Here is a 23,020-nt window from a genome sequence, read left to right as displayed (position 1 = left end):
ACAAAATGCATAAGGAAAGAGTTTATGAATAAATCATTATTAGTTATCTGTGAAACGGGAATTACTGCTAGTTCCTTCCTTTACAAGCTTGCCCAAGAAATTGAAAGTGAAAAATTAAATGTTGATATCGACTATGCAGCACTGCCATCATTGGAGGAAAAATTGTCGAAAAAGGAATATGATATCTTACTTTTTACACCGCAAGTTCATCGTTATAAAGAAACAATTGGGAAACTGATTCAGAAATACGCTAAACATACGCAAGTCAAAACGATTTCTGACCAGGATTTCCAATACATGAATGTCCCTCATATCTTGCATGAGGCAGTTAAAAATGAAGACAGGAGTCTTTTTCAAAATGAGTAAAACCATCCGATTAACGACCGCGCAAGCTTTGGTCAAGTTTCTCAATCAACAGTATATCTCCATTGACGGTAAGGAAGAACCCTTTGTTGAAGGTCTCTTTCATATTTATGGTCACGGGATTGTTTTGGGGCTAGGTGAAGCCATGGAACAAAACCCTGGACATCTTAAGTCTTATAGCGGTAAAAATGAGCAAGGTATGGCTCTTGCAGCAATTGCTTTTGCAAAACAGAAGCTCCGGCGTAAGATTTATGCTGTTTCTGCCTCGTCAGGTCCCGGTTCTGCCAATATGATTACTGCAGCAGCTACAGCTTATGCCAACAATTTACCCGTTCTTTTATTGCCAGCAGACGTTTGGTCAACAAGACAGCCAGATCCTGTCTTACAGCAATTCGAAAACCCTTTATCTATCGGCATTACGACCAATGATGCTTTCAAACCAGTCTCAAAATACTGGGATAAAATAGAACGACCAGAGCAGCTGATGAGCGCCTTGATTCGAGGTTTTGAGGTTCTGACTTCTTGGGATAATGCAGGCCCTGTAACGATCAGCTTGCCTCAAGATGTAGAAGGGATGGCTTATGACTATCCCATCACTTTCTTTGATAAGCGCGTCCACTATCTGGATCGTCGCCCTGCTGTTGAGCGTGAGCTAGAAGAAGCAGTGCGCTTGATTCAAGCAGCACAAAAGCCTGTTATTATCGTAGGTGGCGGAGCAAAATATTCTGGAGCACAGGAAGTTCTTAAAGTTATGGCTGATGATTACCATATTCCCTTGGTCATGACTCATGCCGGTCAGTCTACACTGAAGTCAGATTACAGGTATAATTTGGGAGGAACGGGTGTTTTGGGGACGTCAGCCGCTAATAAAGCCGTTATGCAGGCAGACCTGATCATTGGTGTAGGTACTCATTACTCCGACTTTTTGACAGCCTCAAAAACCATTTATGACTTTGCTAGAGCTAAATTTATTAACATTAATGTCAATCGTTATCAAGCCTACAAATTTGATGCGTTTCAGATTGTCGCCGATGCTAAAACAGCCTTGACACAGCTACATGTTTTGCTCGCGGGTTATGAAACAGCATGGGGCGATGACATTTTCAAGTGGAAATATGAGTGGCAGCTTGAACGAGAGCGCTTAGGAAAATTGCATTTTACCAAGACTTTCTTTGAACCAGAAATAGCTGGGCACTTTTCACATGATTATCTAAAAAAATACAGTGAAATTTTGGGAACAGCGCTCACCCAGACAGAAGTCTTCTTGACTATTAATGACTTTGTTGATGATAAGGCTACTATCGTAACCGCAGCAGGTTCTTTACCAGCGGAATTTCAGAGACTTTGGTGGTCCAAGAGTGAAAATACAAATCACTTAGAATATGGTTACTCAACAATGGGTTACGAAATTGCGGGGAGCTTAGGGGTTAAGCTGGCAAATCCCGAAGCTGAAAGCTATGCACTCGTGGGAGATGGTTCCTTTCTCATGCTTCACAGCGAATTGGTAACAGCTTTACAGTATGACAAAAAAATCAATATCCTGCTTTTTGATAATGGTGGTTTTGGCTCGATTAATAACCTGCAAATGGAGCATGGTTTGATTTCGCAAGGAACAGAACGACTCACGCATGACAATCAAATTATGAACATCGATTATGCTGCAGTTGCGGCAGGATATGGGGCAAAAACCTATCGGATTCGTACCCTAGAAGAACTTAAAACGGCACTTGAAGACAGCAAGGAACAACGATTTTCCACCTTATTTGACATCAAGGTTCTGCCAAAGACCATGTCAAGCGACAATGTGGGTTCATGGTGGAATGTAGGGTATTCAGAGTGCTCCAATAATCTTCAAGCTCAAAAAATATCGGACCAAAGGGCTAAAGAAAGAAAAAAAGCTCGCCCTTACTAGTTGTACAAGCAAGTAGTTCTACAAAAAAGAAAGAGAATTTATCCAAATGAAAAAAGTAAATATCGCTATCATCTCCTATGGTCGCATTGGGCGTGTCCACATGAAAAATCTTGTAGCATCGCCTTATTATAATGTTATTATGGTTTGTGATATCGTCAAACCAGATGATTTTGAGACGGAATACCCAGAGATTTCTTTTGTGTCCGAGTATGCAGAGGTACTGGCTAACCCAGATGTAGATGCAGTTTTGATTGGAACACCAACCTCACTTCACCCGATGCAGATTAAGGCAGCAGCTGAAGCAGGCAAGCATGTTTTTTGCGAAAAACCGCTAGGCTCTAGCATGAAGGAAAGCCTAAAGGCTTATGAAGCAGTGAGAAAGTCAGGGGTTATCATGCAAACAGGATTCAACCGCCGCTTTGATGACGATTTCTTGGCTATAAAGTCACGTATCAGTGAAATTGGTGAGCCACAGATTCTTAAAATTACCTCCCGTGACCCGGGTATGCCTCCCATTGAGTACGTAGAAAAATCGGGTGGTCTCTTTATGGATATGACGATTCACGACTTTGATATGGCTCGCTACATGTTTGGAGAGGTGAAGTCAATCTTTGTGCAGGCAGCTGCTCTGGTAGAGCCTGCTATCACAACATATGGTGACGTAGATACGGCAATCATAACTTTAACCTTTGAAAATGGTGCTATTGGTGTAATTGATAATAGTCGTCAGGCTGTCTATGGCTATGATCAACGCATTGAAGTTTTTGGGTCTAAAGGGATGTTACAGAATGATAATCATCTGGAAAGTAATACTGTACTTTCTTCCAAGGCAGGGGTGTTCTCTGAGAAACCTCAGCATTTTTTCTTGGAACGTTATCTGAAGTCTTACGATACAGAACTGACCTATTTTGCCAAGTCTATCCTTGATGAGAGCCCAGTAGTTTGTACGATGGAAGACGGCATTATGGCTGTTAAAATTGCTCAAGCTGCCCAAAAGTCTTACCAGATTGGCTCGACTGTAGTTCTAAGCAATTCCTGAATCAAGAGACTGGTGAAATACATGATGAGCTATGTATTCTTTTTCTATAAAAATTTCATAAAAGAGGTGGATGAATGTCAACAATCAATATCGCAATCATTGGTCTGGGGCGTTTAGGTATGTGTCATGCTGAGCATGTAGCAAGTATGCCTAAAGTAAAATTAAAAGCAGCCTTTGCTTTGGATGATGAACAATTAGATTTAGTACACTCCCGTTTTGGGGCTAAGCCTTATAAAGACTGGCGGATGATGATTAATCAGGAGAATTTAGATGCTATTATCATCGCAGCTCCGACTGCTTTTCATCCAGAAATTACTATTTATGCTATAGAACATGGTCTGAATGTCTTTTGTGAGAAACCTATGGGAATTGATATGGAGGAAATTGAACAAATGGTTACGACGATCAAGTCACGCCCAGAGCAGATTTTCCAGCTCGGCTTCATGCGGCGTTTTGATCCGTCTTATCAAGAAGCTAAACGGATGGTGATTTCGCAAGAACTGGGCGACATTCTCTATATGCGAGGTTACGGCATTGACCCTTTCAAGAATCTAAAGAGTTTTGTAAACTATGCAGGCAGCAACGACTCTGGTGGCATATTTCTGGACATGACCATCCATGATATTGACTTGGTCCGTTGGATTGTGGGAAAAGAACCTGTTGAGGTTTATGCAGTGGGAAATTCTCTTGCGGCACCTGAATTGCAAAAGATGGGAGAATTTGAGACAGGGGTAGCTAATCTTCGCTTTGATAACGATATGGTCGCCACTTTGGTAGCAGGACGTACTGCAGCTCATGGAAATCACGTTGAATTTGAAATCATGGGAAGCAAGGGCTGGATTCGGGTGGGGCAGGAAGCTTCTCCCTACTATACGACATTATTTACTGATAAAGGAATCGTTAGGCCTTGTATGCAATCTTTCCCGGAACGCTTTTCTGAAGCTTTTAAGGCAGAATTACAAGCCTTCATTTATGCAGTTAGCTCCGGAAAACCTAATACTGTAGCAGCAGAAGTTGAAGATGGACGTGCAGCATCTAAAATAGCTAGAGCTTGTCAAGAGTCTGCAAAGCATCATCACATTGTCAAGCTTTAGCAAGTAGACAATTCTTGGTACATATTATTATGGCAGGCGTGCTAATCTTAAAAGTTTAAGGTTGCTAGATACTCTCTTTCATCTTTGTCTTCACTATTTTGCCATGCTTTGTGAGAGACAAGAAAACATCCTATTATTTAGTAAGAAAATAATTTTTTTAGCAATGTTAAGGAAAAGTTTCCCCCTTTAGGCCAAGAGATAGTACTTATCACATGTCACTTGAAAAAAATTGTGATTTCCCTTGACAAAGCGAATGTAAACGTGTACAATGATGTTAACAAAATGGGAACGGTACCATAATTAATCGGAGTAGAAAATCATGGTTACAATAAAACAAGTTGCTGAAGAAGCAGGAGTATCTAAATCTACAGTTTCGCGTTATATTTCGCAAAATGGTTATGTCAGTCAAGAAGCGCAAGAAAAGATTGAAGCAGCTATAACCAAGCTTAATTTTGTACCCAATCTTTCAGCCAGATCATTGAAGACAAAACATAGTCAGATTGTGGGCTTGCTTTTACCAGATATTTCAAATCCATTTTTCCCAATGCTGGCAAAAGGAGTGGAGAAATTTCTAAAAGAACATGGCTATAGAGTTTTGCTTGGTAACATTGGTGAGGATAATCAATTTGAAGAAGACTATCTCAAAGTACTTATGCAAACCAATGCTGCAGGTGTAATTACAACCAATGATTTTCGAGAAGCATTTCCAGAAATTAAGCTTCCGACAGTGATTGTTGACCGGGTAGGGCAAAAAAGTGATTTTGGCGTTTTTTCAGATAATTTATCGGGAGGAAAGATTGCTGCGCATGTGATTGTTGAAGCTGGTGCAAAAAAGGTCGCAGTCATAAGTGGTCCTGTAACAGCAGAAAGTATTAACAATCGTTTTAAAGCAAGCATTGCTTACCTCAAAAAAACAAAAACACACTATGAAACCTTTTACAGTCAGAGTTATGATTTCGATGAAATTCTTAAAGAAGCCAAGCAGGTTTTGAAGCACAATGATTTTGACAGCATCATCGCTCCATCTGATATTCATGCTATGGCCTATATCCGTGAACTCCACCATTTAGGCAAACGTATTCCAGAAGATGTACAAATTATTGGCTATGATGATATTCTAATGAGCCAGTACATGTATCCAGCTTTATCAACCATTCACCAAGATGCTTATGAAATGGGATATGAAGCAGCAAAGTTAATTTATAAATTATCATTAGGACAGGAAATCAAATCACGGCAGTTACAACTGCCTGTACGCTATGTTGAACGAGAAACAATTAGGAAAAGAGAAAGTAATGAGTAAAATAGTTGTTGTTGGTAGTATTGCAATGGACTTAGTGACAATCACTGAGCAAGTACCAGAAACAGGTGAGACCGTTTTTGGAAAAGCTTTTTCAATGGTGCCTGGCGGTAAAGGGGCCAATCAAGCAGTGGCTATTGGTCGTTTGGCTCCCAAACAAGTTTCAATGATTGGTGCAGTAGGTCAAGACGCTTTTGGAAAGAGTATTTTGGATAATTTTACTGCCCAAGGTGTTCTTGTGGACGAAGTGGGAACGGTACCAGAGACTACAGGGGTCGCTCAGATTACATTATTTGAAAACGATAACCGCATTATCGTCATCCCTGGTGCCAATAAGACCGTGCTCACAGATACTTGGATGTCTGAGTGGGATATCATAAAAGCAAGTCAATTGGTTGTCTTGCAAAATGAAATTCCGCATGAAAGTAATATGGCGATAGCAAAGTATTGTCAGGAAAACGGGATTAAAGTCCTCTATAACCCTGGACCGGCCCGTGAGACAGACTTTCAGATGTTACCTTTCGTAGATTTCATCACACCTAACGAGCATGAGAGCAGAATGTTGCTTCCCCACTTGAGTTTGGAAGAAGCCTTGGCTAAGTATCCAAACAAGCTCATTGTTACTTTAGGAGCTGAGGGTGTGATTTTCCACAATGGTCAAAGTATTGAGAGAGTTCCAGCAATAAAAGCTGAAGTAGTGGATACAACTGGTGCAGGAGATACCTTTAATGGTGCCTTTGGTTTTGCAATAACATCAGGTCTATATGTAAAAGAAGCAATTAAATTTGCAATAATTGCTTCTCATCTCTCTGTTCAAAAATTTGGAGCACAAGGCGGAATGCCTACACTTGAAGCAATTAAGGAGCATGAACAATATGAAAAAACATGGTATTTTGAATAGCGATTTGGCAAAGATTGTGGATGATTTAGGACACACCGATCGCGTTTGTATTGGCGATTTAGGACTTCCTGTACCGAAAGACATTAAAAAAATAGATTTAGCTCTAAGTCATGGTACACCGGATTTTCAAGCAGTTTTGGATATATATTTAGAAAATGTTTTTGTTGAAAAAGTTATTTTAGCTGAAGAGATAAAAACACAAAACCCGAAACAGCTGCAGCAAATCATAAAAAAACTGAATCATACTGCAGTCATAGAATTTGTAAGTCATGAAACACTGAAAGATATGAATAAAGAAGTGAAAGCGATAGTAAGAACAGGTGAAAATACACCTTATTCGAATATTATTCTACAGTCGGGGGTAAGGCTTTGAAAATTGAAATGCAGAATATCTCCAAATCCTTCGGTAGCAATAAGGTACTCGAGGGCATTGATTTGCTCATCAAGTCCGGCGAAGTACATGCATTGATGGGAGAAAACGGAGCAGGAAAATCTACTTTGATGAATATCTTGACCGGCCTTTTTCCAGCAAGCGGTGGAGAGATTGTGATTGATGGGAAGCAGAAGCATTTTAGTAATCCACAAGCAGCTGAAGTGTTCGGGATTAGTTTTATTCATCAAGAAATGAATACTTGGCCAGATTTGACTGTTTTGGAAAATTTATTTTTAGGGCGTGAAATCAAAAATAAATTTGGACTTTTGGATAATAAGGCAATGCGAAAAAAAGCAGCATATGCTTTTGAACAATTAGGTGTTACGATTGATTTGGATGCCGTCATTGGTAAACTTTCGGTTGGTCAGCAACAAATGGTCGAAATTGCCAAGTCATTCCTTTCAGACTTGAAAATCTTAATCATGGATGAGCCAACAGCTGCACTTACAGAGCGTGAAACGGAGCGTTTATTTAAGGTTATTGAGGGACTCAAAGCCGGTGGCGTTGGGATTGTTTATATCTCTCACCGTATGGAAGAAATCTTTAAAATTACCGATTGTGTAACCGTTATGCGTGATGGTTTGGTGATTGATACCAAGAAAACAAGCGAAACGAATGTCGATGAACTGGTTCGCAAGATGGTTGGACGGGAAATATCGGACTATTATCCTGAAAAAACTGCTCAAATTGGGGACGTCGTTTTTGAAGTTGAAAATCTTTCAGGTGAGAGGTTTAAAGATGTTTCATTCCAAGTGAAATCAGGCGAAATTTTAGCTTTTGCTGGGCTTATGGGTGCAGGGAGAACCGAAGTCATGCGTGCTATCTTTGGCATAGATAAGCTACAGTCGGGAGTCATTAAAATCAATGGCCAAGTGAAAAGCATTAATTCGCCAGCTGATGCAATTCATCAAGGAATCGGTTTCTTAACAGAAAATCGTAAAGAAGAAGGACTAGTGCTTGACTTCTCCATTCGAGAAAATATTACATTACCAAGTAACTATGATTTTGTCAAAAGAGGAATTTTTGATGAAAAAACTTCACTGGAATTTGTTAAGCGCCTGTCGGAGCGCTTGAAAGTTAAGGCGACAGATGTTAACCAAACTGTTGGGAGCCTGTCTGGTGGAAATCAACAAAAAGTTGTTTTGGCAAAATGGATTGGTATTGCACCAAAAGTACTCATTCTCGATGAACCTACTCGTGGCGTTGATGTAGGTGCCAAACGTGAAATCTATCAGCTCATTAACGAGTTGGCTGAGCGTGGCGTACCAATTATTATGGTGTCGAGTGATTTACCAGAAGTTTTAGGTGTTTCAGATCGTATTGCTGTCATGCACGAAGGAAAAATTGCAGGTATCTTGGACAAATCAGAAGCGAGCCAAGAGAAAATTATGCAGCTGGCCACTGTTAATTAAAACAAATTTCAATTAATAATTGAGGAGGAAAAAGTGAAAGCACTCACGAATAAATTCAGTTCATTGACGACTTTGCTCGCTTTGATTGTATTGATGGTTGTCATCACCATCATTAACCCCAACTTTTTAACTACTAATAACTTGCTCAACTTGCTTTTGCAGGTAACCGCAAATGGCTTCATCGCCTTCGGTATGACCTTTGTTATCTTAACTTCAGGAATTGATCTCTCAGTAGGTTCAATACTAGCCTTGTCGAGTGCTATTACAGCGGGTCTAATCGCCAACGGCATGCCTGTACCCTTAGCCATTGTTGTAGCTTTATTACTAGGCGGCGTCTTAGGCATGATTAACGGTTTGCTGATTTCCTTTGGCAAGCTAGCACCCTTCATTGTGACTCTTGCAACCATGACCATCTTTCGCGGGGCAACTTTAGTTTATACAAATGGAAATCCTATTACTCAAGGTATGTCTAACAGTTATCTTTTCAAATTTTTAGGTCAAGGTTATATTTTGGGTATACCTTTCCCTGTTATCTTAATGTTTGTTGTTTTCATCATACTTTATGTTGTTTTGCATAAAACAGCCTTTGGTAAATCAGTTTATGCATTAGGGGGTAATGAGAAGGCAGCCTACATCTCGGGCATTAAACTTAACAAGGTTAAAATCTTGATTTATACTATTTCAGGTGTAATGGCTTCTATCTCTGGATTGATCATCACATCACGGTTAAGCTCCGCACAGCCAACAGCAGGAGCATCTTATGAGATGGATGCTATTGCTGCAGTAGTTCTTGGTGGAACCTCACTCATGGGGGGCAAAGGTCGCTTAATCGGTACTTTGATTGGTGCATTGATTATTGGTGTCTTGAACAATGGACTAAATATTATTGGCGTGTCAGCATTTTGGCAACAAGTAGTCAAAGGTGTGGTTATCCTTATTGCGGTTATGCTAGACCGTTTGAAAACTAGCAAATAATTAACGTTATCAAAAATTTATTTCATATAGGAGAATTTCAAATGAAGATGTTTAAAAAAGTGCTGGCAGGTACAATCTTAGCAGGTGCCATTTTAACACTTGCAGCATGCGGTCAAACAGGCCTAGGCAATGAAGGCGGTGGTAACAATGGTGGTACCACTAAAAAAGCGGCAGATGAATTGAACATTGGTGTATCAATTTCTACAACGAATAATCCATATTTTGTGGCGATGGATAAAGGGATTAAAGATGCTGCAGAAAAGGCTGGCACAGAGATTAATGTCTCAGATGCACAAAATGATGCTGCTAAACAAACCAATGATGTACAAAACTTCATCAGCCAAAATGTTGATGCGATTTTGATTAATCCAGTAGATTCTGATGCTATTGTACCAGCGATTGAAGCTGCTAACAACGCGAATATTCCGGTTATCCTTATGGACCGCGGTGCTTCAGGTGGTGAAGTATTGACAACAGTTGCTTCAGACAATGTTGAAGCAGGTAAAATGGCAGCAGAATTTATCGCAAAAGAAGCAGGTAAAAATGCAAAAACACTACAACTTTCAGGTACACCAGGAGCCTCTTCAACAATTGACCGCGGTAAAGGCTTTGACAACGCTGCCAAAGATACACTTGATGTTCTCTCAAGTCAATCTGCAAACTTTGACCGTGCAACAGCTTTGAATACCACTCAAAATATGCTCCAAGCAAACAAAGATGTTCAAGCAATCTTTGCACAAAATGACGAGATGGCCCTTGGTGCTGCACAAGCCGTTAAAGCAGCTGGTTTGTCTGATGTGATTATCGTTGGTATCGATGGACAGCCAGATGCCCAAGAAGCAATCAAAGAAGGTCGCTTGACAGCAACAGTAGCGCAACAACCAGCTAAAATGGGCGAAATTGCACTTCAAGCAGCAATTGATCACTTTGAAGGTAAAGACGTAGAGAAAACTACCGTTTCCCCAATCTTCCTTGTAACCAAGGAAAACGTTGGTGAACACAACTGGTAATGAAGTAAAAATAATTAAGTGCATTTGACAAGTTATAAACAAACAGCTGACTACCTAAGTCTGATTAAGAGGGAAAGGTCAGCGACTTGACATGGATAAGGCTCATCACACTACAAACCACCCGTTTCATGGGTGGTTTTAGCTTTGGAACATCCATCTTTTTGAATAAAAAGTTGATGCTGTATCTTAATGAAGTAAAATATATAAAAGGAATGAAAACGAAAGTAATCTATCATTGAAATTTCTTACTTTTAAAAACTTAAAAAATCTCTATAATTGTCTTCTTTTGACCTTCTCTTCAACTGTTTTTGAAATAAACAGAAATTATTCGCAAAGATGTTGACTTGCTACTTTCCGAGTGATATAATAGATTTATGACTAAAAATGTGCAAAATAAAATAGAATCCTTACTTGATATAATGCCTAAATACGTTCAGGAATTTTATCACTCTAAAGCTTCTGTGCCTTATTCACCCAATACATTGTTGGCTTACTTGGAAGAGTATCGACGTTTTTTTAGCTGGTTGATTGATTCAGATGCCATATCTGGCGCAAAGTCCATAACTCAAATCTCCCTCGATGCCTTGGCTAAGTTACCCAAATCTGATGTGGAATCTTATATTATGTTCCTCAGAACCAAAGAAAAAGGAAATGGACAGGAAAAATACAAAAAATACGGGATTTCACAGGTATCCATTAATCGTGCTGTTTCAGCCCTTTCAAGTCTCTTTAACTATCTCACAGTTGAGTCTGAAGATGAAAATGGAGAGCCTTATTTCGACCGAAATGTCATGAAACGCATCAAAGTTAAGGCAAAAACAAGGTCGCTATCTGCTCGTGCGGAGACTATGAAACCTAAGTTATTTTTAGGTGATGAAACGCAAGCTTTCCTTGACTTTATCCAGGAAGAGTATCCTAAGACACTCAAAGCACGTGCACTCACCTCCTATAACCAAAATGTTGAACGTGATCTGGCTATGATTGCTCTCTTCTTGTCTACAGGTGTGCGTTTGTCTGAACTTGTGAATACCAACCTAAAAGACCTTAACCTAAATACGATGACAATTGAAGTTATGCGTAAGGGAGGCTTTGTAGACTCAGTGAATATTGCGCCATTCGCAAAGCCCTATCTAGAGAATTACCTAGCAATTCGTGAACAGCGCTACAAGGCTGAAAAGCATAATATAGAGCTCTTTTTGACCAATTACAGACAGGAAGCGAAACGCATCGGTGCTTCTTCTGTTGAGGCATTGGTGGCCAAATACTCCGCAGCCTTTAAAATTCGCGTGACCCCACATAAACTGCGCCATACCCTTGCCACAAGGCTTTACGCAGAAACAAAATCGCCTAATCTGGTTGCCAATCAGCTTGGCCATACTTCTAATTCAACGGTCACTTCGCAGTATATTTCAGTACTTTCCGATGAGGCAAAAGATGGATTGGCAGATTTGTAAGAAAAAAAGATTGGAGGCGAGAATGCTCACAATCTTTTTTTCTTGTGTCAGTTGAATACTATTAAATTAATCACACCATAGAGAGATTTTCGATATTAATCGCCTTTCATATACGGTTACACAGGACTGATTACAGCCAGTCCTTTTTTATATTTTCGTTTTATCAAGAGTCCCATGAAATTCAAGAAAAACAAATCTAAAAAGATTGCCAGTCGTTGCTAGGGTCGTCGTCCTCTAAGACATCTATTTCACTATTTTTTGAGGGGAGCATCATAATACCAAGAAAAATAAGTGTTCCTGGTCCAATAAGCAAATTTACGAAAATCAGGGCTACTGGGAAACCAGTGTCTCTCAAGCGCCTAACCGATAGAGAAATATTCGGAATAATGACCACCAAAATTGCAGCTATGTAAGCAAAAAATGCCAATAAATATACTGCTGACCACACTAAATTAGAAAAATCTGTGTACGTAAGTACAAAGAGTCCTGCATACGTCGCTGTAAAAAAGAGTAATTGAATCAGAAACATCCACCAAAATTGGCTTCGACTTGATTTACCTTTAAAATCGCTGTAACCTTTCCAAAAATGCTTGAAAGCACTAACCATAATCATCCTCTATTCTGTTTGTATTATTTTTACATAATATTAGTTATGTAAAATATCAAAAAAATGAAAAGCCTAGCCTGTAAATTAGGCTAGAATTTTTTATCAACTTATCTCTGCGATTATGCTATTTAAATCCGACAGAGCACGTTCGGCAACTTTAGTATAACGTTCTTTTTTATCACGAATACGTGGACCTTCGAGCTCTTTAACAATACCGAAAGTGACATTCATAGGTTGAAAGTGTTTGCTATCTGTATGGGTAATATAGTACGGCAAGGCACCAATAGCTGTGGTTTGCGGAAAAACAACTTCTTCTTCTCCCTTAAAGAGTCGAGCTGCATTAATCCCAGCAACCAGACCACTTGCAGCAGATTCAACATATCCTTCTACACCAGTCATTTGACCAGCAAAGAAAAGATTAACTTGTTTCTTTGAGCGGAAAGTTTGCGTGAGAAGATTGGGTGAATCCATATAGGAATTGCGGTGCATTACCCCATAACGGACAAACTCTGCATTTTCAAGTCCTGGAATCATCCGGAAAACGCGTTTTTGCTCCCCCCATTTAAGATGGGTTTGGAAACCGACGATATTATAAAGGGAAGCCGAGGCATTGTCTTGGCGGAGTTGAACTACAGCGTAAGGTGTTTTAAAATCTCCATCGCGTGGTCCTGTGTAAGAATCAGGATATTCCAAGCCTACAGGTTTCATAGGACCAAATAGCATTGTTTTATACCCACGTTTAGCCATCTCTTCGATAGGCATGCAGCCTTCAAAAACTTTTAAATCTTCAAAAGCATTAAGAGGAGCTTCCTCTGCCTCAATCAATGCTTGTTGGAAATTATTAAATTCCTCCTTGGTCATCGGGCAATTGATATAATCTGCTTCACCTTTATCATAACGCGATTTCTTATAAACTTTACTATAATCAATGCTGTTTGCATCAATGATTGGTGCGGCAGCATCGTAAAAGTAAAAGCCTTCACCATCATTAAAAGCATGAATTTTTTCAGCCAAGGCATCACTGGTTAAAGGACCGGTAGCAACTATCGTAATTTCCTCTTCTAAGTTGGGAAGAACTGTAATTTCTTCACGAATGACCTCAATCAAGGGATGTTGTGATATAGTTCTAGTGATAAATTCGGAAAAGGCTTCGCGATCAACAGCTAGGGCTCCTCCTGCAGGAACTTGTGTTTTTTCTGCAGCTTGCATCATGATAGAGTCTAAACGGCGCATCTCTTCCTTTAGAAGTCCAACTGCATTAGTAATAGCAGCGCCACGGAAAGAATTTGAGCAGACCAATTCTGCAAATTTATCCGTTTTATGCTGGGGCGTCGCTTTCACCCCTCGCATTTCATATAGCTTTACCGGAATTCCTCGTTTCGCAATTTGATAAGCTGCTTCTGAACCAGCCAGTCCCGCACCGATAACATTTATATGTGTTTTTTTCATCGTAAACTTTCTAACATCAACACATTTTGCATATTTAAAATTATGTAAAATGCTCTATTTTTGTTTTTCTTCTTGATAGTCACAGGTTTCATTGCTACAAACAACCTGCTTGCCGCCACCACGTACTTTCTTTTCAACTAGGAAGTGCTCACATTTTGGACAAGAGCGACCAACAGGTTTGTCCCAGCTGGTAAACTCACAGTCTGGATATCTGTCACAGCCATAAAAAAGGCGATTCTTTTTGGTTTTTCGTTCAATAATCTGCCCTTTGTGGCAACTTGGACAAGTTACACCAATTTCTTTCACGATAGCTTTAGTATTGTGACAATCTGGGAAATTACTGCATGCATAGAACTTGCCATAGCGCCCTAACTTGATAACCATAGGATGACCACAGACCTCACAATCAAAGCCAGCGGGTTCATCCTTGATGACGATTTTTTCCATTTCTACTTCAGCTTTGTCAAGCTCTAGGGCGAAAGGTTTATAGAACTGATCAACAACATCAACCCAGCGACGCTGTCCTTCTTCTACCTTGTCTAAATCTTTTTCCATTTCTGCTGTGAATTCGGTATTTACAATATTAGGGAAAAATTCAATAACCAGCTTGTTTACGATTTGACCAAGTTCTGTTGGTTCAAATCGTTTTGCGACTAATCGCGCATAATAACGCTTTTGAATTGTATCAAGTGTAGGGGCATAAGTTGATGGCCGACCAACGCCATTTTCTTCCAAAACTTTAATCAAAGTGGCTTCACTATAGCGTGCAGGAGGCTGAGTAAAATGTTGTTCCGGCTTGAGGTTAACTTTTTTAACAATATCTCCTGCTACCATGTCTGGAAGCATATTATTCTTTTCAGAATCCTTATAAATTGCTAAATACCCCTCAAACTTAACTTGCGAGCCATTCGCTACAAAAGTCACACCGTTTTGCGAAAGGTTAACCTTCATTGTATCAAAAACAGCAGCAGTCATCTGACTTGCAACGAAACGGTTCCATATTAAAGTATAGAGTTTCAACTGGTCCTTGTTTAAGTATTTTGCAATAGACTCTGGAGTATTCAAAACATTGGTTGGACGGATAGCCTCGTGGGCATCCTGAGCACCAGCTTTATTAGATACTTTAGAACTGTGCTTACTATATTTCGCACCAAAATGCGCCGTGATAAACTCAGCTGCTACACCTTGGGCAACAGGGGAAATGCGAGTAGAGTCAGTACGCATATAAGTAATTAGTCCTTGATGACCTTGAGCACCAAGAGTTATCCCTTCATAGAGTTGCTGTGCAACCATCATCGTTTTACGCGTACGGAAGTTAATTTTATTCGCTGCATCTTGTTGCATTGAACTAGTTGTATAAGGTAGCGGTGCGTTTCTACGGCGTTCCTTCTTTTCTACCTTGTCAACGTTGAATTCTGGACCAGACAAACGTGCCATGACTTCCATGACATCATCATTGTTATCCAGTGCGCGCTTCTTACCATCAACGCCCCAGAAAGCAGCCTTAAACTTTTTCGGTCCTTTTTTAAATTCACCATCAATTGACCAGTATTCTTTAGGAACAAAAGCATTGATTTCATTTTCACGATCAACGATAAGCTTAAGCGCAATGGACTGTACACGTCCTGCAGATAATCCTTTTTTTACTTTTTTCCAAAGAATTGGACTAATTGAATACCCAACCAAACGGTCTAAAACTCGTCGTGCTTGCTGAGCATCAACCAAGTCAATGTCTATGCTTCGTGGTTCTTTAAAAGCACTTTTGACAGCATCTTTAGTAATTTCATTGAAGACAACGCGATTTTTGTCCTCTAATGACAGGCCTAAAATGTGGGCTAAATGCCAAGCAATAGCCTCTCCTTCTCGGTCCGGGTCACTTGCGAGATAGACAGCTTTAGCGGCTTTAGCCTCTTTTTTAAGGCCATTTATCAGAGGTGCCTTACCACGAATGTTAATATATTGTGGTTCATAATTATTTTCTATGTCAACAGACATTGTTGATTTTTTTAAGTCACGAATATGTCCAACGGACGCAACAACTTTATAATTACGTCCCAAATATTTTTCGATTGTTTTTGCTTTAGCAGGTGACTCAACAATTACGAGATTTTTGCCTTTTACAATTTTTTCTTTTTTCTTACTTTTCGTTTTTTTACTGTTTAATTTCTTTTTTGCAGTTACTTGTTTTTCGCTTGCTTTCGCCATATTTTTACCTATTTTTCAAAATTCAATAGTCTAATAATATAGGCTTTTAAGACAGATGTCAAGTAATAAAACCAAAAGTGTTTCTCTTATAGGAGAATTAAATGATTATTAAAAGACAAAAACGTCTTTCGTTCCCTATAATATGTGCATGGAATCGACATTTTGTGTTTTTTGTTTTTAGAAAAAACTTATGGATAAATTCCTCTTTATCACTCAAAGAAATATTCATCTAAAATATCTTGACCATGTGTCACTAGCTTTGCCCCTTGCTGAATCAAACTGTTACAGCCTGAAGAATTTCTACTCAGAATATTACTTGGCACAGCAAAAACATCTCGATTTTCTTCCAAGGCCCAACTGCTTGTAATTAAACTTCCACTTCTTTGTTTTGCTTCAACAACAACGATTCCTCGAGAAAGGCCGGCAATAATCCTATTTCTATCTGGGAAATGAAATTTAAGTGGCGGATCACCTACAAGATATTCTGAAAGAACGAGTTCATTTGCTGCTAAGTACTCTTGTAATTTACGATTTTCTTTTGGGTAACTGATGTCTAAGCCGTTACCAATAACAGCAATGGTAGGAGTCTTTTGCCTTACAGCTGCAACATGACTTGATGTATCAATCCCACGTGCAAGACCACTTACTATGACAAACTTTTGTTTTAGCTCCTCGACAAGCTTATGTGTAACTTTTATCCCTTCTTTCGAAGTCTCACGACTACCGACAAAACCTATTTTGGGGAGATTGAGTAAGTCCAGATTCCCTTGATAAAAAAGCAGTACTGGGGGATTATATATTTCCTTAAGTCTTTCTGGATAGACCTCGTCCAAGATTGAAAAAGACGGAAATCTCTTATAAAGTCTCCTTAAGCCTTCAACATCTTGACCTTTATAACTTTCTATAAAATTAGGGACTGACTTTACTTCTGTTACATGTGCTATCTGCCGTAAGGTTATCTTTTCCTTGTTTTCCTTTTGATATGTAATAAGTTTCAAAATTCCACGGTTAGATACACCCGCTGTTTTCAATCTTAGTATTTCAAAGTTTCTCATTATGAAGCCTCCATTTTTACCTTCTGTTTAATTCATACGTAAAAAATAGAAGCTTTTCACAAAAAAACTGCATTTCTGCAGTTCTTTATTCCGCTTGCTCGATATCTTTTTTGAGCTGATCAAGATCAAACTTTGCTTGAAGGAAATTTTGAGATTTTGTTGGGAAATTTTGCTCTAAAGCATCCACTTGACCTATTTCTACTTTACCGGAAAAGCCAGTAAATCCTAAAATGTGGCCACCAAAATCGCATGAATCAGCAAGAAAATGCAGATGGTAACCAGCGACACTTACACCATGAAACATTTCTGGTGTCCAAAAGCCGACAATAGTTCCCTTGACTTTCTCCTCTTTATACTCAGGTTGATTTTCTGCTACTTTAGCAAAGGGCTCTCCTTCCGCCGCACCTGGAGCCATACGCACGTGCATCATTTCAAAATCCCCAGCCATTTTGATTGTGTAGAAAGTATTTTCACTGTTAAACGCATTTTCAATTTTTTCAAAGAGTTCTTCGCTGGAAATTTTTTCTTCTTGTTGGAGAGAAAGTGTTGCTTCATGATGAGCTACGGCAGCGTAAGGAACACTTTCATCATCTTCTACTTGACGTACTTTTTTGTCCCCAGTCGCAATATAAGCTTTGCCATCTAGGACGATAAGCTCACCATTAATACCAGACAAAGTTCCGATACCAAAGCTGCCTTTTTTCAAGAGCTCTCCAATCGTTAAAGTTCCTTCGTAAAGTCCTGACATCAAAGCTGCAAGGGTGTTGTGTTGAAATAATTTCATTTATCTTTCCTTTCAAAGTATTCGATTCTTCAATACTCTAATTCTACCACATTATCACTTCTGCGATTAAAATAGGGATTGCTTGTTTGGCTATTTCTTCTAAAAAAGACTAAGCAACAGGCTTAGTCTTCAAACCATTTGTCAACTTGTTCTTTATGAGATTTAATCCACGCTGCTGCTGCTTGTTCTGGTGTTTTACCCTTTTGAACATCAAGCATTACGGATTCCATATCTTTTTGAGACCAGTTAAACTTGTCTAATACTTTATAGGCTTTCGGGTTATCTTCTTTAAGCCCTTTACGCACAATTGTATTGATATCTTCAGCTTTACCCATTGAGTTTTTTGGGTCTTCTAAATATTTCAAATCATATTGATTAAACATCCAGTGTGGGGACCAGCCAGTGATTACGATATCTTTGTGTTGCTTGATAGCTTCATCAAGGGCAACAGTCATTGCGCCAGCAGATGATGGGACTAAGTTCCAATCTTTCAAGTTAGTATAGTCTTTAAGGACTTTTTCTGTAGCTGCCATAACGCCAGCACCAGGTTCGATACCGATGATAGATTTATCAGCTTGATCTTTCAGATCTTCAATAGAGTTTGCCTTCATGTAGCTTGGAACGACCAGACCAACTTTAGCTCCCTTAAGGTTAGGGCCAAGCAATTCCACGGATTTGCTGAATTTTTTCCATTGCGTTTCGTGGGTGTTTGGCAACCAAGCAGAAACCATGCCGTCAGCCTGACCATTAGCGACAGTTTGCCAAGCAACTGTATTATCTAAAGCTGTCTTCTTAACATCAAAACCATGTTGTTCCATAGCCTGGCTTAATACATTAATGGCTGCAACTTCTGAATCCCAGTTCATATATACAAGTTCAACATTTTTATCTGCTGCTGTTTTCTTAAGTGTAACACCAGAAATACCACCAATGATAAGAACGATAAGAGCTACAAGCGCCCCTCTTTTCTTCCATTTTTTAAGTTGCGGATTACCTTGTTTTTCTGTTGGAGCAACGTTAAGTTTTTGAGTGAAACGGTCAATGATGATAGCCAAAATAACCAAAGCAATACCGTTTACAAAACCTTTACCAATGTCCGCAGATTGCACAGCTGCTAAGACACCGCGTCCAAGCCCAGGTGCACCGATCATTGAAGCAATAACAACCATTGAAAGAGCCAACATAATTGTTTGGTTAACACCTGCTAAAATTGTTCCTTTTGCTAAAGGAAATTCTAACTTGAAGAGTTTTTGTCTTGGTGTCGAACCAAAAGAATCTGCTGCTTCGACCAATTCAGTTGAAACTTGACGGATACCCAAGTTTGTCATACGAACTGTTGGTGGCAAGGCAAAGATGACTGACGCAAATACACCAGGAACCACTCCGATACCAAAGAATGCAACGGCCGGAATCAAATAAACGAAACCGGGCATGGTTTGCATAAAGTCCAGTATTGGTTGCACAATCTTAGCGACGAGTTCGGACTTAGCCATCCATATACCTAAAGGAATACCGATAATAATAGAAACTAAACTAGAGAGCAAGACCAATGTCACTGTATTCATCAAGTCTGTCCATAAACCTTGATTGGCAATAAGAACTAAACCTAAGAATGTAAAGATAGGGAAGGCAATTTTACGTCCAGAAACTAAAACTGCCAAAAAAGTAACAACAATAATCATTAACCAAAATGGTACAGCTGTAAGTCCTGCAGTTACTGTATCCATAATTGCCGTACCAGCTTTTTGAATAATATCAAACCCAGCACTTAGATTACTTGTAATCCAATCTGTTGCAGTCGAAACCCAATCTGCTAAGGGTATCTTACCTATTGCTAACTCAATCATTATTTACCTCCTCATCGTCTACATCTGCTAAAGCTTCCAGTACTCGTCCGCGGATAAGAATACCTTTGAGGAATCCTTCATCGTCTACCACGGCAACAGGTGTTGGAGAGTCGTATATGATAGGTAAGATATCACTTACTAATGTTTCTTTACCAACTTGTCCAACATCTGTCATGAGAACATCGCGAAGAGATTTATTGGCTTGTTTTGCTTGAACTGCTGCTTCACTGGTAATAACACCGTAAAATTGACGTTTTTTATCGACAGCCATTAAAGAACTTACTTCTTCTGTTTTCATCTTTTTAAGCGCAACACTTGGACCATCAATATCAATGTTAGTTGTTAAGGCAGGAATCATAATGTTCTCCGCCGTGATAACTTTTGCACGATCAACATCTTCTACAAAGGTTTTAACGTAATCATTAGCAGGGTTAGTAAGGATTTCTTCACCTGTACCAATCTGCATGATTTTACCATCCTTCATGATGGCGATACGATCGCCGATACGCAATGCTTCATTGAGGTCATGCGAAATGAAAATGATTGTCTTTTGGAATTTTGCTTGAAGTTCCAAAAGTTCATCTTGCATCTCACGACGAATCAAGGGGTCCAAAGCTGAGAAAGCTTCGTCCATCAGAAGGATTTCTGGGTCATTGGCTAAAGCGCGCGCTAAGCCGACACGTTGTTGCATCCCTCCTGAAAGTTGGTTGGGGTATTGATTTTTAAAATCAAGGAGGTTAGCGTTGTCTAGGGCTTTTTCGGCACGCTTACGACGTTCCTCTTTTGGTACATTTTGTACTTCCAAACCGTATTCTGTATTTTCAAGAATCGTTCTATGTGGGAAGAGACCAAAATTTTGGAAAACCATACTCATCGTTTTACGACGAACTTTTAACAAATCTTCTTTATTCAATGTAGCAACATCTTCACCGTCAATGAAAATCTTACCGCTTGTTGGCTCAATCAAACGATTAAGCAGACGTAATAATGTGGACTTCCCTGAACCAGAAAGACCCATAATGACGAAAATTTCGCCTTCATTTACTTCAAAGTTGGCATCATAAACACCGACGCTCGCACCTGTTTTTCTTAAAATTTCGTTTTTCGACTCCCCCTGTTCGACCATTGCCAAAGCAGTTTTTACACGTTTACCAAATATTTTGGTTAAGTGTTCAATTTTAATTTTTACTGGCAAAATATTCTCCTTTACTCTTAAATAATTAAATACTTTTTGTTATTTAATCTCATTAAAGTGACCACTCTATATTAACAATGTATTGTCACTTTGTCAAATGAGTAAACTTATAAAAGCAGAAAATATTTTATATTGAAGAAAGAAAAGACTCACAAATATAAACAAAATCTCAAGTATGTTTATATTTGTGAGCGATTTTTATGAGTAAAGCAAAGCTTTATTAATTTTTGTAAAAGAAGTTTTGAAGAACTTGCAAGGCATCTGCTCCTCCCACAAAATACAGCGTATCATGTTGGTTGAGCGTCGCATACGGACCAGGAGAGATAACCAGTTCATCATTTTGTAGAATAGCGATTACCGTTACTCCAGTATTTTGCCAAAGGTTCATCTCTCCGATTGTTTTCCCCAAATTTTCTGAAGGTTCATTGAGTTCTAGTTCTATAGGTGTCATTGGATTAGACTTTTGGAAGTGTGCAGTTTGTCCAACCAGCTTATCCAAGGTAGATGAAAAGTTAGCAAGTTCTTTCTGTTGACGTGCAACACTCTTTAAAATATCGACCTGCAAGTCTTGAATTGTTTTAATTTCTTGGTGCTGGGCCAAATACTCTTGTGCTTTTTGTCGTGATACAATTACAACACCACTTCCATGAATGGAATCGACAATCCCCAAATCACTAAGAATACTGATAGCTTTCCGTGCTGTCTCCGGAGAAACACCAAAAGTCGTTGCCAATGTAGAACGCGCATAAATTTTTTGCCCTACTTTCAATTCATTGCGAACAATATTTTCAGCAATCAAGATGGCAATTTGCTGATATTTCGGTTGCCTTACCTTATTCACCGTATTCCTCCCTCGTATGTGATGTTAAATCTTGTAGCATTTCTGTAGGTAATGCCCTATGATTTCTATTTTAATGTAAAAATACAAAAAAAGATAGTAAAGTTAATGATATTGTGTATATATCATAACATGTATTTTTAATATGTTTTGTATAAGTAATTTATGATATAATGAACCAGAAAGTTTTAAAAATAGAAAGTGATGTTATGAACTGGATTTTTAGATTGTGTAAAGGAATGATTATTGCTCTTGGTTTCATTCTTCCGGGTGTTTCAGGCGGTGTTCTCGCTGCAATTTTAGGGATTTATGAACGAATGCTCCATTTCTTGGCTCATATTCGTCAAGATTTTAAGAAGAATTTTCTTTTCTTCCTCCCTGTTGGTATAGGCGGAATCTTAGGTTTAGTACTTCTTAGTAGACCCTTAGAATGGTTGCTTGCACATCATCAAGTCATCGTTTTATGGGGCTTTGCCGGTGCCATTTTGGGAACTCTCCCTTCTCTCTTTAGAGAAAGCTCTCGTCACAAGTCAAGAGACCAAAGCGACTGGGCTATTTTAGGGCTTACCTTTGTCCTATCCGCGATTATTTTGTATATGTTACCTGCAATCGCTGGTACAGTTCCAGCAAACTTTTTTGGTTTCTTTCTTGCTGGTATATTGATTGCCCTAGGTGTATTGGTTCCTGGACTTAGTCCTTCCAATCTTCTTTTAATTTTAGGTCTTTTCTCTCCGATGCTTGACGGTTTTAAAAATCGTGATATTCTTGGTGTTTTTCTTCCAATTGCCATTGGAGGAATGTTCGCTCTTGTGAGCTTTTCAAAGGTAATGGAAAGACTTCTCCTTAACTATCATTCGAAAGTGTATCATTTTATTATTGGTTTGGTCCTGTCGAGTACTTTACTTATTGTTGTCCCTACACAGAGTGCTGAAACGATCAGTTATGCTGGTGCAACCTTCTCAACTTTTATGATGAGTGCCTTACTTTTTGTAGTTGGGATACTTTTAGGACTTTGGATGAGTAAACTAGAAGAAAAATACAAATAGCTATTGGTAAGGAGCTATGCTTCTATTACGTCTTCAGAAATAAAAACGACTGAGAAAAATTTAATCAGTCGTTTTTATGGTTCTGTATAATCTGTGGTGGT

Annotated in this window: 20 protein-coding genes; 12 read left to right on the top strand and 8 right to left on the bottom strand. The window is 39.1% G+C overall.

The features are described 5' to 3' along the window. Window positions 1–24: 24 nt before the first annotated feature. The 11 genes from B4H39_RS01925 to xerS all read left to right on the top strand — a co-directional run bounded on the left by B4H39_RS01925 (window position 25) and on the right by xerS (window position 11,893). Window positions 25–366: a PTS cellobiose transporter subunit IIC gene (locus B4H39_RS01925; protein WP_286927479.1), complete on the top strand. Its 342-nt coding sequence runs from the start codon at window positions 25–27 to the stop codon at window positions 364–366. Next, window positions 359–2,275: a 3D-(3,5/4)-trihydroxycyclohexane-1,2-dione acylhydrolase (decyclizing) gene (iolD, locus tag B4H39_RS01920; RefSeq protein WP_251420822.1), complete on the top strand. Its 1,917-nt coding sequence runs from the start codon at window positions 359–361 to the stop codon at window positions 2,273–2,275. Before B4H39_RS01925 ends, iolD begins: the two co-directional genes overlap by 8 nt. A 46-nt stretch (window positions 2,276–2,321) precedes the next feature. Beyond that, on the top strand, window positions 2,322–3,314 hold the full coding sequence (gene iolG / locus B4H39_RS01915; protein WP_251420824.1) for an inositol 2-dehydrogenase: 993 nt from the start codon (window positions 2,322–2,324) through the stop codon (window positions 3,312–3,314). A 74-nt stretch (window positions 3,315–3,388) separates the two neighbouring features. Continuing rightward, window positions 3,389–4,408: a Gfo/Idh/MocA family protein gene (locus B4H39_RS01910; protein WP_251420826.1), complete on the top strand. Its 1,020-nt coding sequence runs from the start codon at window positions 3,389–3,391 to the stop codon at window positions 4,406–4,408. Window positions 4,409–4,727: 319 nt separating this feature from the next. Beyond that, window positions 4,728–5,711, top strand: coding sequence for a LacI family DNA-binding transcriptional regulator (locus tag B4H39_RS01905; RefSeq protein WP_202230810.1), 984 nt, complete (start codon window positions 4,728–4,730; stop codon window positions 5,709–5,711). After that, complete coding sequence (gene rbsK, locus B4H39_RS01900) at window positions 5,704–6,609, top strand: ribokinase (RefSeq protein WP_251420828.1); 906 nt, start codon at window positions 5,704–5,706, stop codon at window positions 6,607–6,609. Before B4H39_RS01905 ends, rbsK begins: the two co-directional genes overlap by 8 nt. Further along, entirely contained in the window at window positions 6,584–6,982 is a 399-nt protein-coding gene (gene rbsD, locus B4H39_RS01895; RefSeq protein ID WP_202230814.1) for a D-ribose pyranase, read from the top strand. Before rbsK ends, rbsD begins: the two co-directional genes overlap by 26 nt. Continuing rightward, entirely contained in the window at window positions 6,979–8,454 is a 1,476-nt protein-coding gene (locus B4H39_RS01890; RefSeq protein WP_251420830.1) for a sugar ABC transporter ATP-binding protein, read from the top strand. The genes rbsD and B4H39_RS01890 overlap by 4 nt, the downstream gene beginning before the upstream one ends. A gap of 93 nt (window positions 8,455–8,547) precedes the next feature. Beyond that, window positions 8,548–9,429 carry an ABC transporter permease subunit gene (locus tag B4H39_RS01885; RefSeq protein ID WP_202230824.1) on the top strand — a complete coding sequence of 294 codons (882 nt, stop codon included), beginning with the start codon at window positions 8,548–8,550 and terminating at the stop codon, window positions 9,427–9,429. Between the two features lie 41 nt (window positions 9,430–9,470). After that, window positions 9,471–10,439, top strand: a complete 969-nt coding sequence (locus tag B4H39_RS01880) for a substrate-binding domain-containing protein (protein ID WP_202230818.1) — start codon at window positions 9,471–9,473, stop codon at window positions 10,437–10,439. Window positions 10,440–10,813: 374 nt separating this feature from the next. Next, a complete protein-coding gene (xerS, locus tag B4H39_RS01875) occupies window positions 10,814–11,893 on the top strand; it encodes a tyrosine recombinase XerS (RefSeq protein WP_251420832.1) in 1,080 nt (359 codons plus the stop codon). 196 nt (window positions 11,894–12,089) lie between these two features. Here the strand turns inward: xerS and B4H39_RS01870 are convergent, their stop codons facing one another. The 8 genes from B4H39_RS01870 to B4H39_RS01835 all read right to left on the bottom strand — a co-directional run bounded on the left by B4H39_RS01870 (window position 12,090) and on the right by B4H39_RS01835 (window position 21,876). Beyond that, window positions 12,090–12,506, bottom strand: a complete 417-nt coding sequence (locus B4H39_RS01870) for a DUF805 domain-containing protein (RefSeq protein WP_251420834.1) — start codon at window positions 12,504–12,506, stop codon at window positions 12,090–12,092. Window positions 12,507–12,602: 96 nt separating this feature from the next. Next, on the bottom strand, window positions 12,603–13,949 hold the full coding sequence (gene trmFO, locus B4H39_RS01865; RefSeq protein WP_202229575.1) for a methylenetetrahydrofolate--tRNA-(uracil(54)-C(5))-methyltransferase (FADH(2)-oxidizing) TrmFO: 1,347 nt from the start codon (window positions 13,947–13,949) through the stop codon (window positions 12,603–12,605). Between the two features lie 54 nt (window positions 13,950–14,003). After that, window positions 14,004–16,154, bottom strand: a complete 2,151-nt coding sequence (topA, locus tag B4H39_RS01860) for a type I DNA topoisomerase (protein ID WP_251420837.1) — start codon at window positions 16,152–16,154, stop codon at window positions 14,004–14,006. A gap of 209 nt (window positions 16,155–16,363) precedes the next feature. Then, the gene (gene dprA / locus B4H39_RS01855) at window positions 16,364–17,209 is read right to left on the bottom strand and encodes a DNA-processing protein DprA (RefSeq protein WP_251420839.1); all 846 of its coding nucleotides are present in this window, start codon (window positions 17,207–17,209) and stop codon (window positions 16,364–16,366) included. Between the two features lie 85 nt (window positions 17,210–17,294). Beyond that, complete coding sequence (gene budA, locus B4H39_RS01850; protein WP_202229569.1) at window positions 17,295–17,993, bottom strand: acetolactate decarboxylase; 699 nt, start codon at window positions 17,991–17,993, stop codon at window positions 17,295–17,297. Window positions 17,994–18,115: 122 nt separating this feature from the next. Next, complete coding sequence (locus B4H39_RS01845; RefSeq protein WP_251420840.1) at window positions 18,116–19,840, bottom strand: ABC transporter permease/substrate binding protein; 1,725 nt, start codon at window positions 19,838–19,840, stop codon at window positions 18,116–18,118. Next, window positions 19,833–21,035 carry a quaternary amine ABC transporter ATP-binding protein gene (locus B4H39_RS01840; RefSeq protein WP_202229565.1) on the bottom strand — a complete coding sequence of 401 codons (1,203 nt, stop codon included), beginning with the start codon at window positions 21,033–21,035 and terminating at the stop codon, window positions 19,833–19,835. The genes B4H39_RS01845 and B4H39_RS01840 overlap by 8 nt, the downstream gene beginning before the upstream one ends. A 220-nt stretch (window positions 21,036–21,255) precedes the next feature. Beyond that, window positions 21,256–21,876, bottom strand: a complete 621-nt coding sequence (locus B4H39_RS01835; protein WP_202229563.1) for a TrkA C-terminal domain-containing protein — start codon at window positions 21,874–21,876, stop codon at window positions 21,256–21,258. A gap of 206 nt (window positions 21,877–22,082) precedes the next feature. Between B4H39_RS01835 and B4H39_RS01830 the strand changes: the two genes are divergently transcribed. Beyond that, a complete protein-coding gene (locus tag B4H39_RS01830; RefSeq protein ID WP_251420842.1) occupies window positions 22,083–22,919 on the top strand; it encodes a DUF368 domain-containing protein in 837 nt (278 codons plus the stop codon). Window positions 22,920–23,020 lie beyond the last annotated feature (101 nt).

The organism is Lactococcus sp. UBA7128 (assembly GCF_002492185.1).
Classification (GTDB): domain Bacteria; phylum Bacillota; class Bacilli; order Lactobacillales; family Streptococcaceae; genus Lactococcus; species Lactococcus muris.
This window is presented reverse-complemented; position numbering and strand designations above follow the sequence as displayed.

Excerpts from the sequence above, each read along its gene's own strand:
- B4H39_RS01925 (WP_286927479.1), top strand. The coding sequence starts at position 25 with ATGAATAAATCATTATTAGTTATCTGTGAAACGGGAATTACTGCTAGT.
- iolD (WP_251420822.1), top strand. The coding sequence starts at position 359 with ATGAGTAAAACCATCCGATTAACGACCGCGCAAGCTTTGGTCAAGTTT.
- iolG (WP_251420824.1), top strand. The coding sequence starts at position 2,322 with ATGAAAAAAGTAAATATCGCTATCATCTCCTATGGTCGCATTGGGCGT.
- B4H39_RS01910 (WP_251420826.1), top strand. The coding sequence starts at position 3,389 with ATGTCAACAATCAATATCGCAATCATTGGTCTGGGGCGTTTAGGTATG.
- B4H39_RS01905 (WP_202230810.1), top strand. The coding sequence starts at position 4,728 with ATGGTTACAATAAAACAAGTTGCTGAAGAAGCAGGAGTATCTAAATCT.
- rbsK (WP_251420828.1), top strand. The coding sequence starts at position 5,704 with ATGAGTAAAATAGTTGTTGTTGGTAGTATTGCAATGGACTTAGTGACA.
- rbsD (WP_202230814.1), top strand. The coding sequence starts at position 6,584 with ATGAAAAAACATGGTATTTTGAATAGCGATTTGGCAAAGATTGTGGAT.
- B4H39_RS01885 (WP_202230824.1), top strand. The coding sequence starts at position 8,548 with ATGGTTGTCATCACCATCATTAACCCCAACTTTTTAACTACTAATAAC.
- B4H39_RS01880 (WP_202230818.1), top strand. The coding sequence starts at position 9,471 with ATGAAGATGTTTAAAAAAGTGCTGGCAGGTACAATCTTAGCAGGTGCC.
- xerS (WP_251420832.1), top strand. The coding sequence starts at position 10,814 with ATGACTAAAAATGTGCAAAATAAAATAGAATCCTTACTTGATATAATG.
- B4H39_RS01870 (WP_251420834.1), bottom strand. The coding sequence starts at position 12,506 with ATGATTATGGTTAGTGCTTTCAAGCATTTTTGGAAAGGTTACAGCGAT.
- trmFO (WP_202229575.1), bottom strand. The coding sequence starts at position 13,949 with ATGAAAAAAACACATATAAATGTTATCGGTGCGGGACTGGCTGGTTCA.
- topA (WP_251420837.1), bottom strand. The coding sequence starts at position 16,154 with ATGGCGAAAGCAAGCGAAAAACAAGTAACTGCAAAAAAGAAATTAAAC.
- dprA (WP_251420839.1), bottom strand. The coding sequence starts at position 17,209 with ATGAGAAACTTTGAAATACTAAGATTGAAAACAGCGGGTGTATCTAAC.
- budA (WP_202229569.1), bottom strand. The coding sequence starts at position 17,993 with ATGAAATTATTTCAACACAACACCCTTGCAGCTTTGATGTCAGGACTT.
- B4H39_RS01845 (WP_251420840.1), bottom strand. The coding sequence starts at position 19,840 with ATGATTGAGTTAGCAATAGGTAAGATACCCTTAGCAGATTGGGTTTCG.
- B4H39_RS01830 (WP_251420842.1), top strand. The coding sequence starts at position 22,083 with ATGAACTGGATTTTTAGATTGTGTAAAGGAATGATTATTGCTCTTGGT.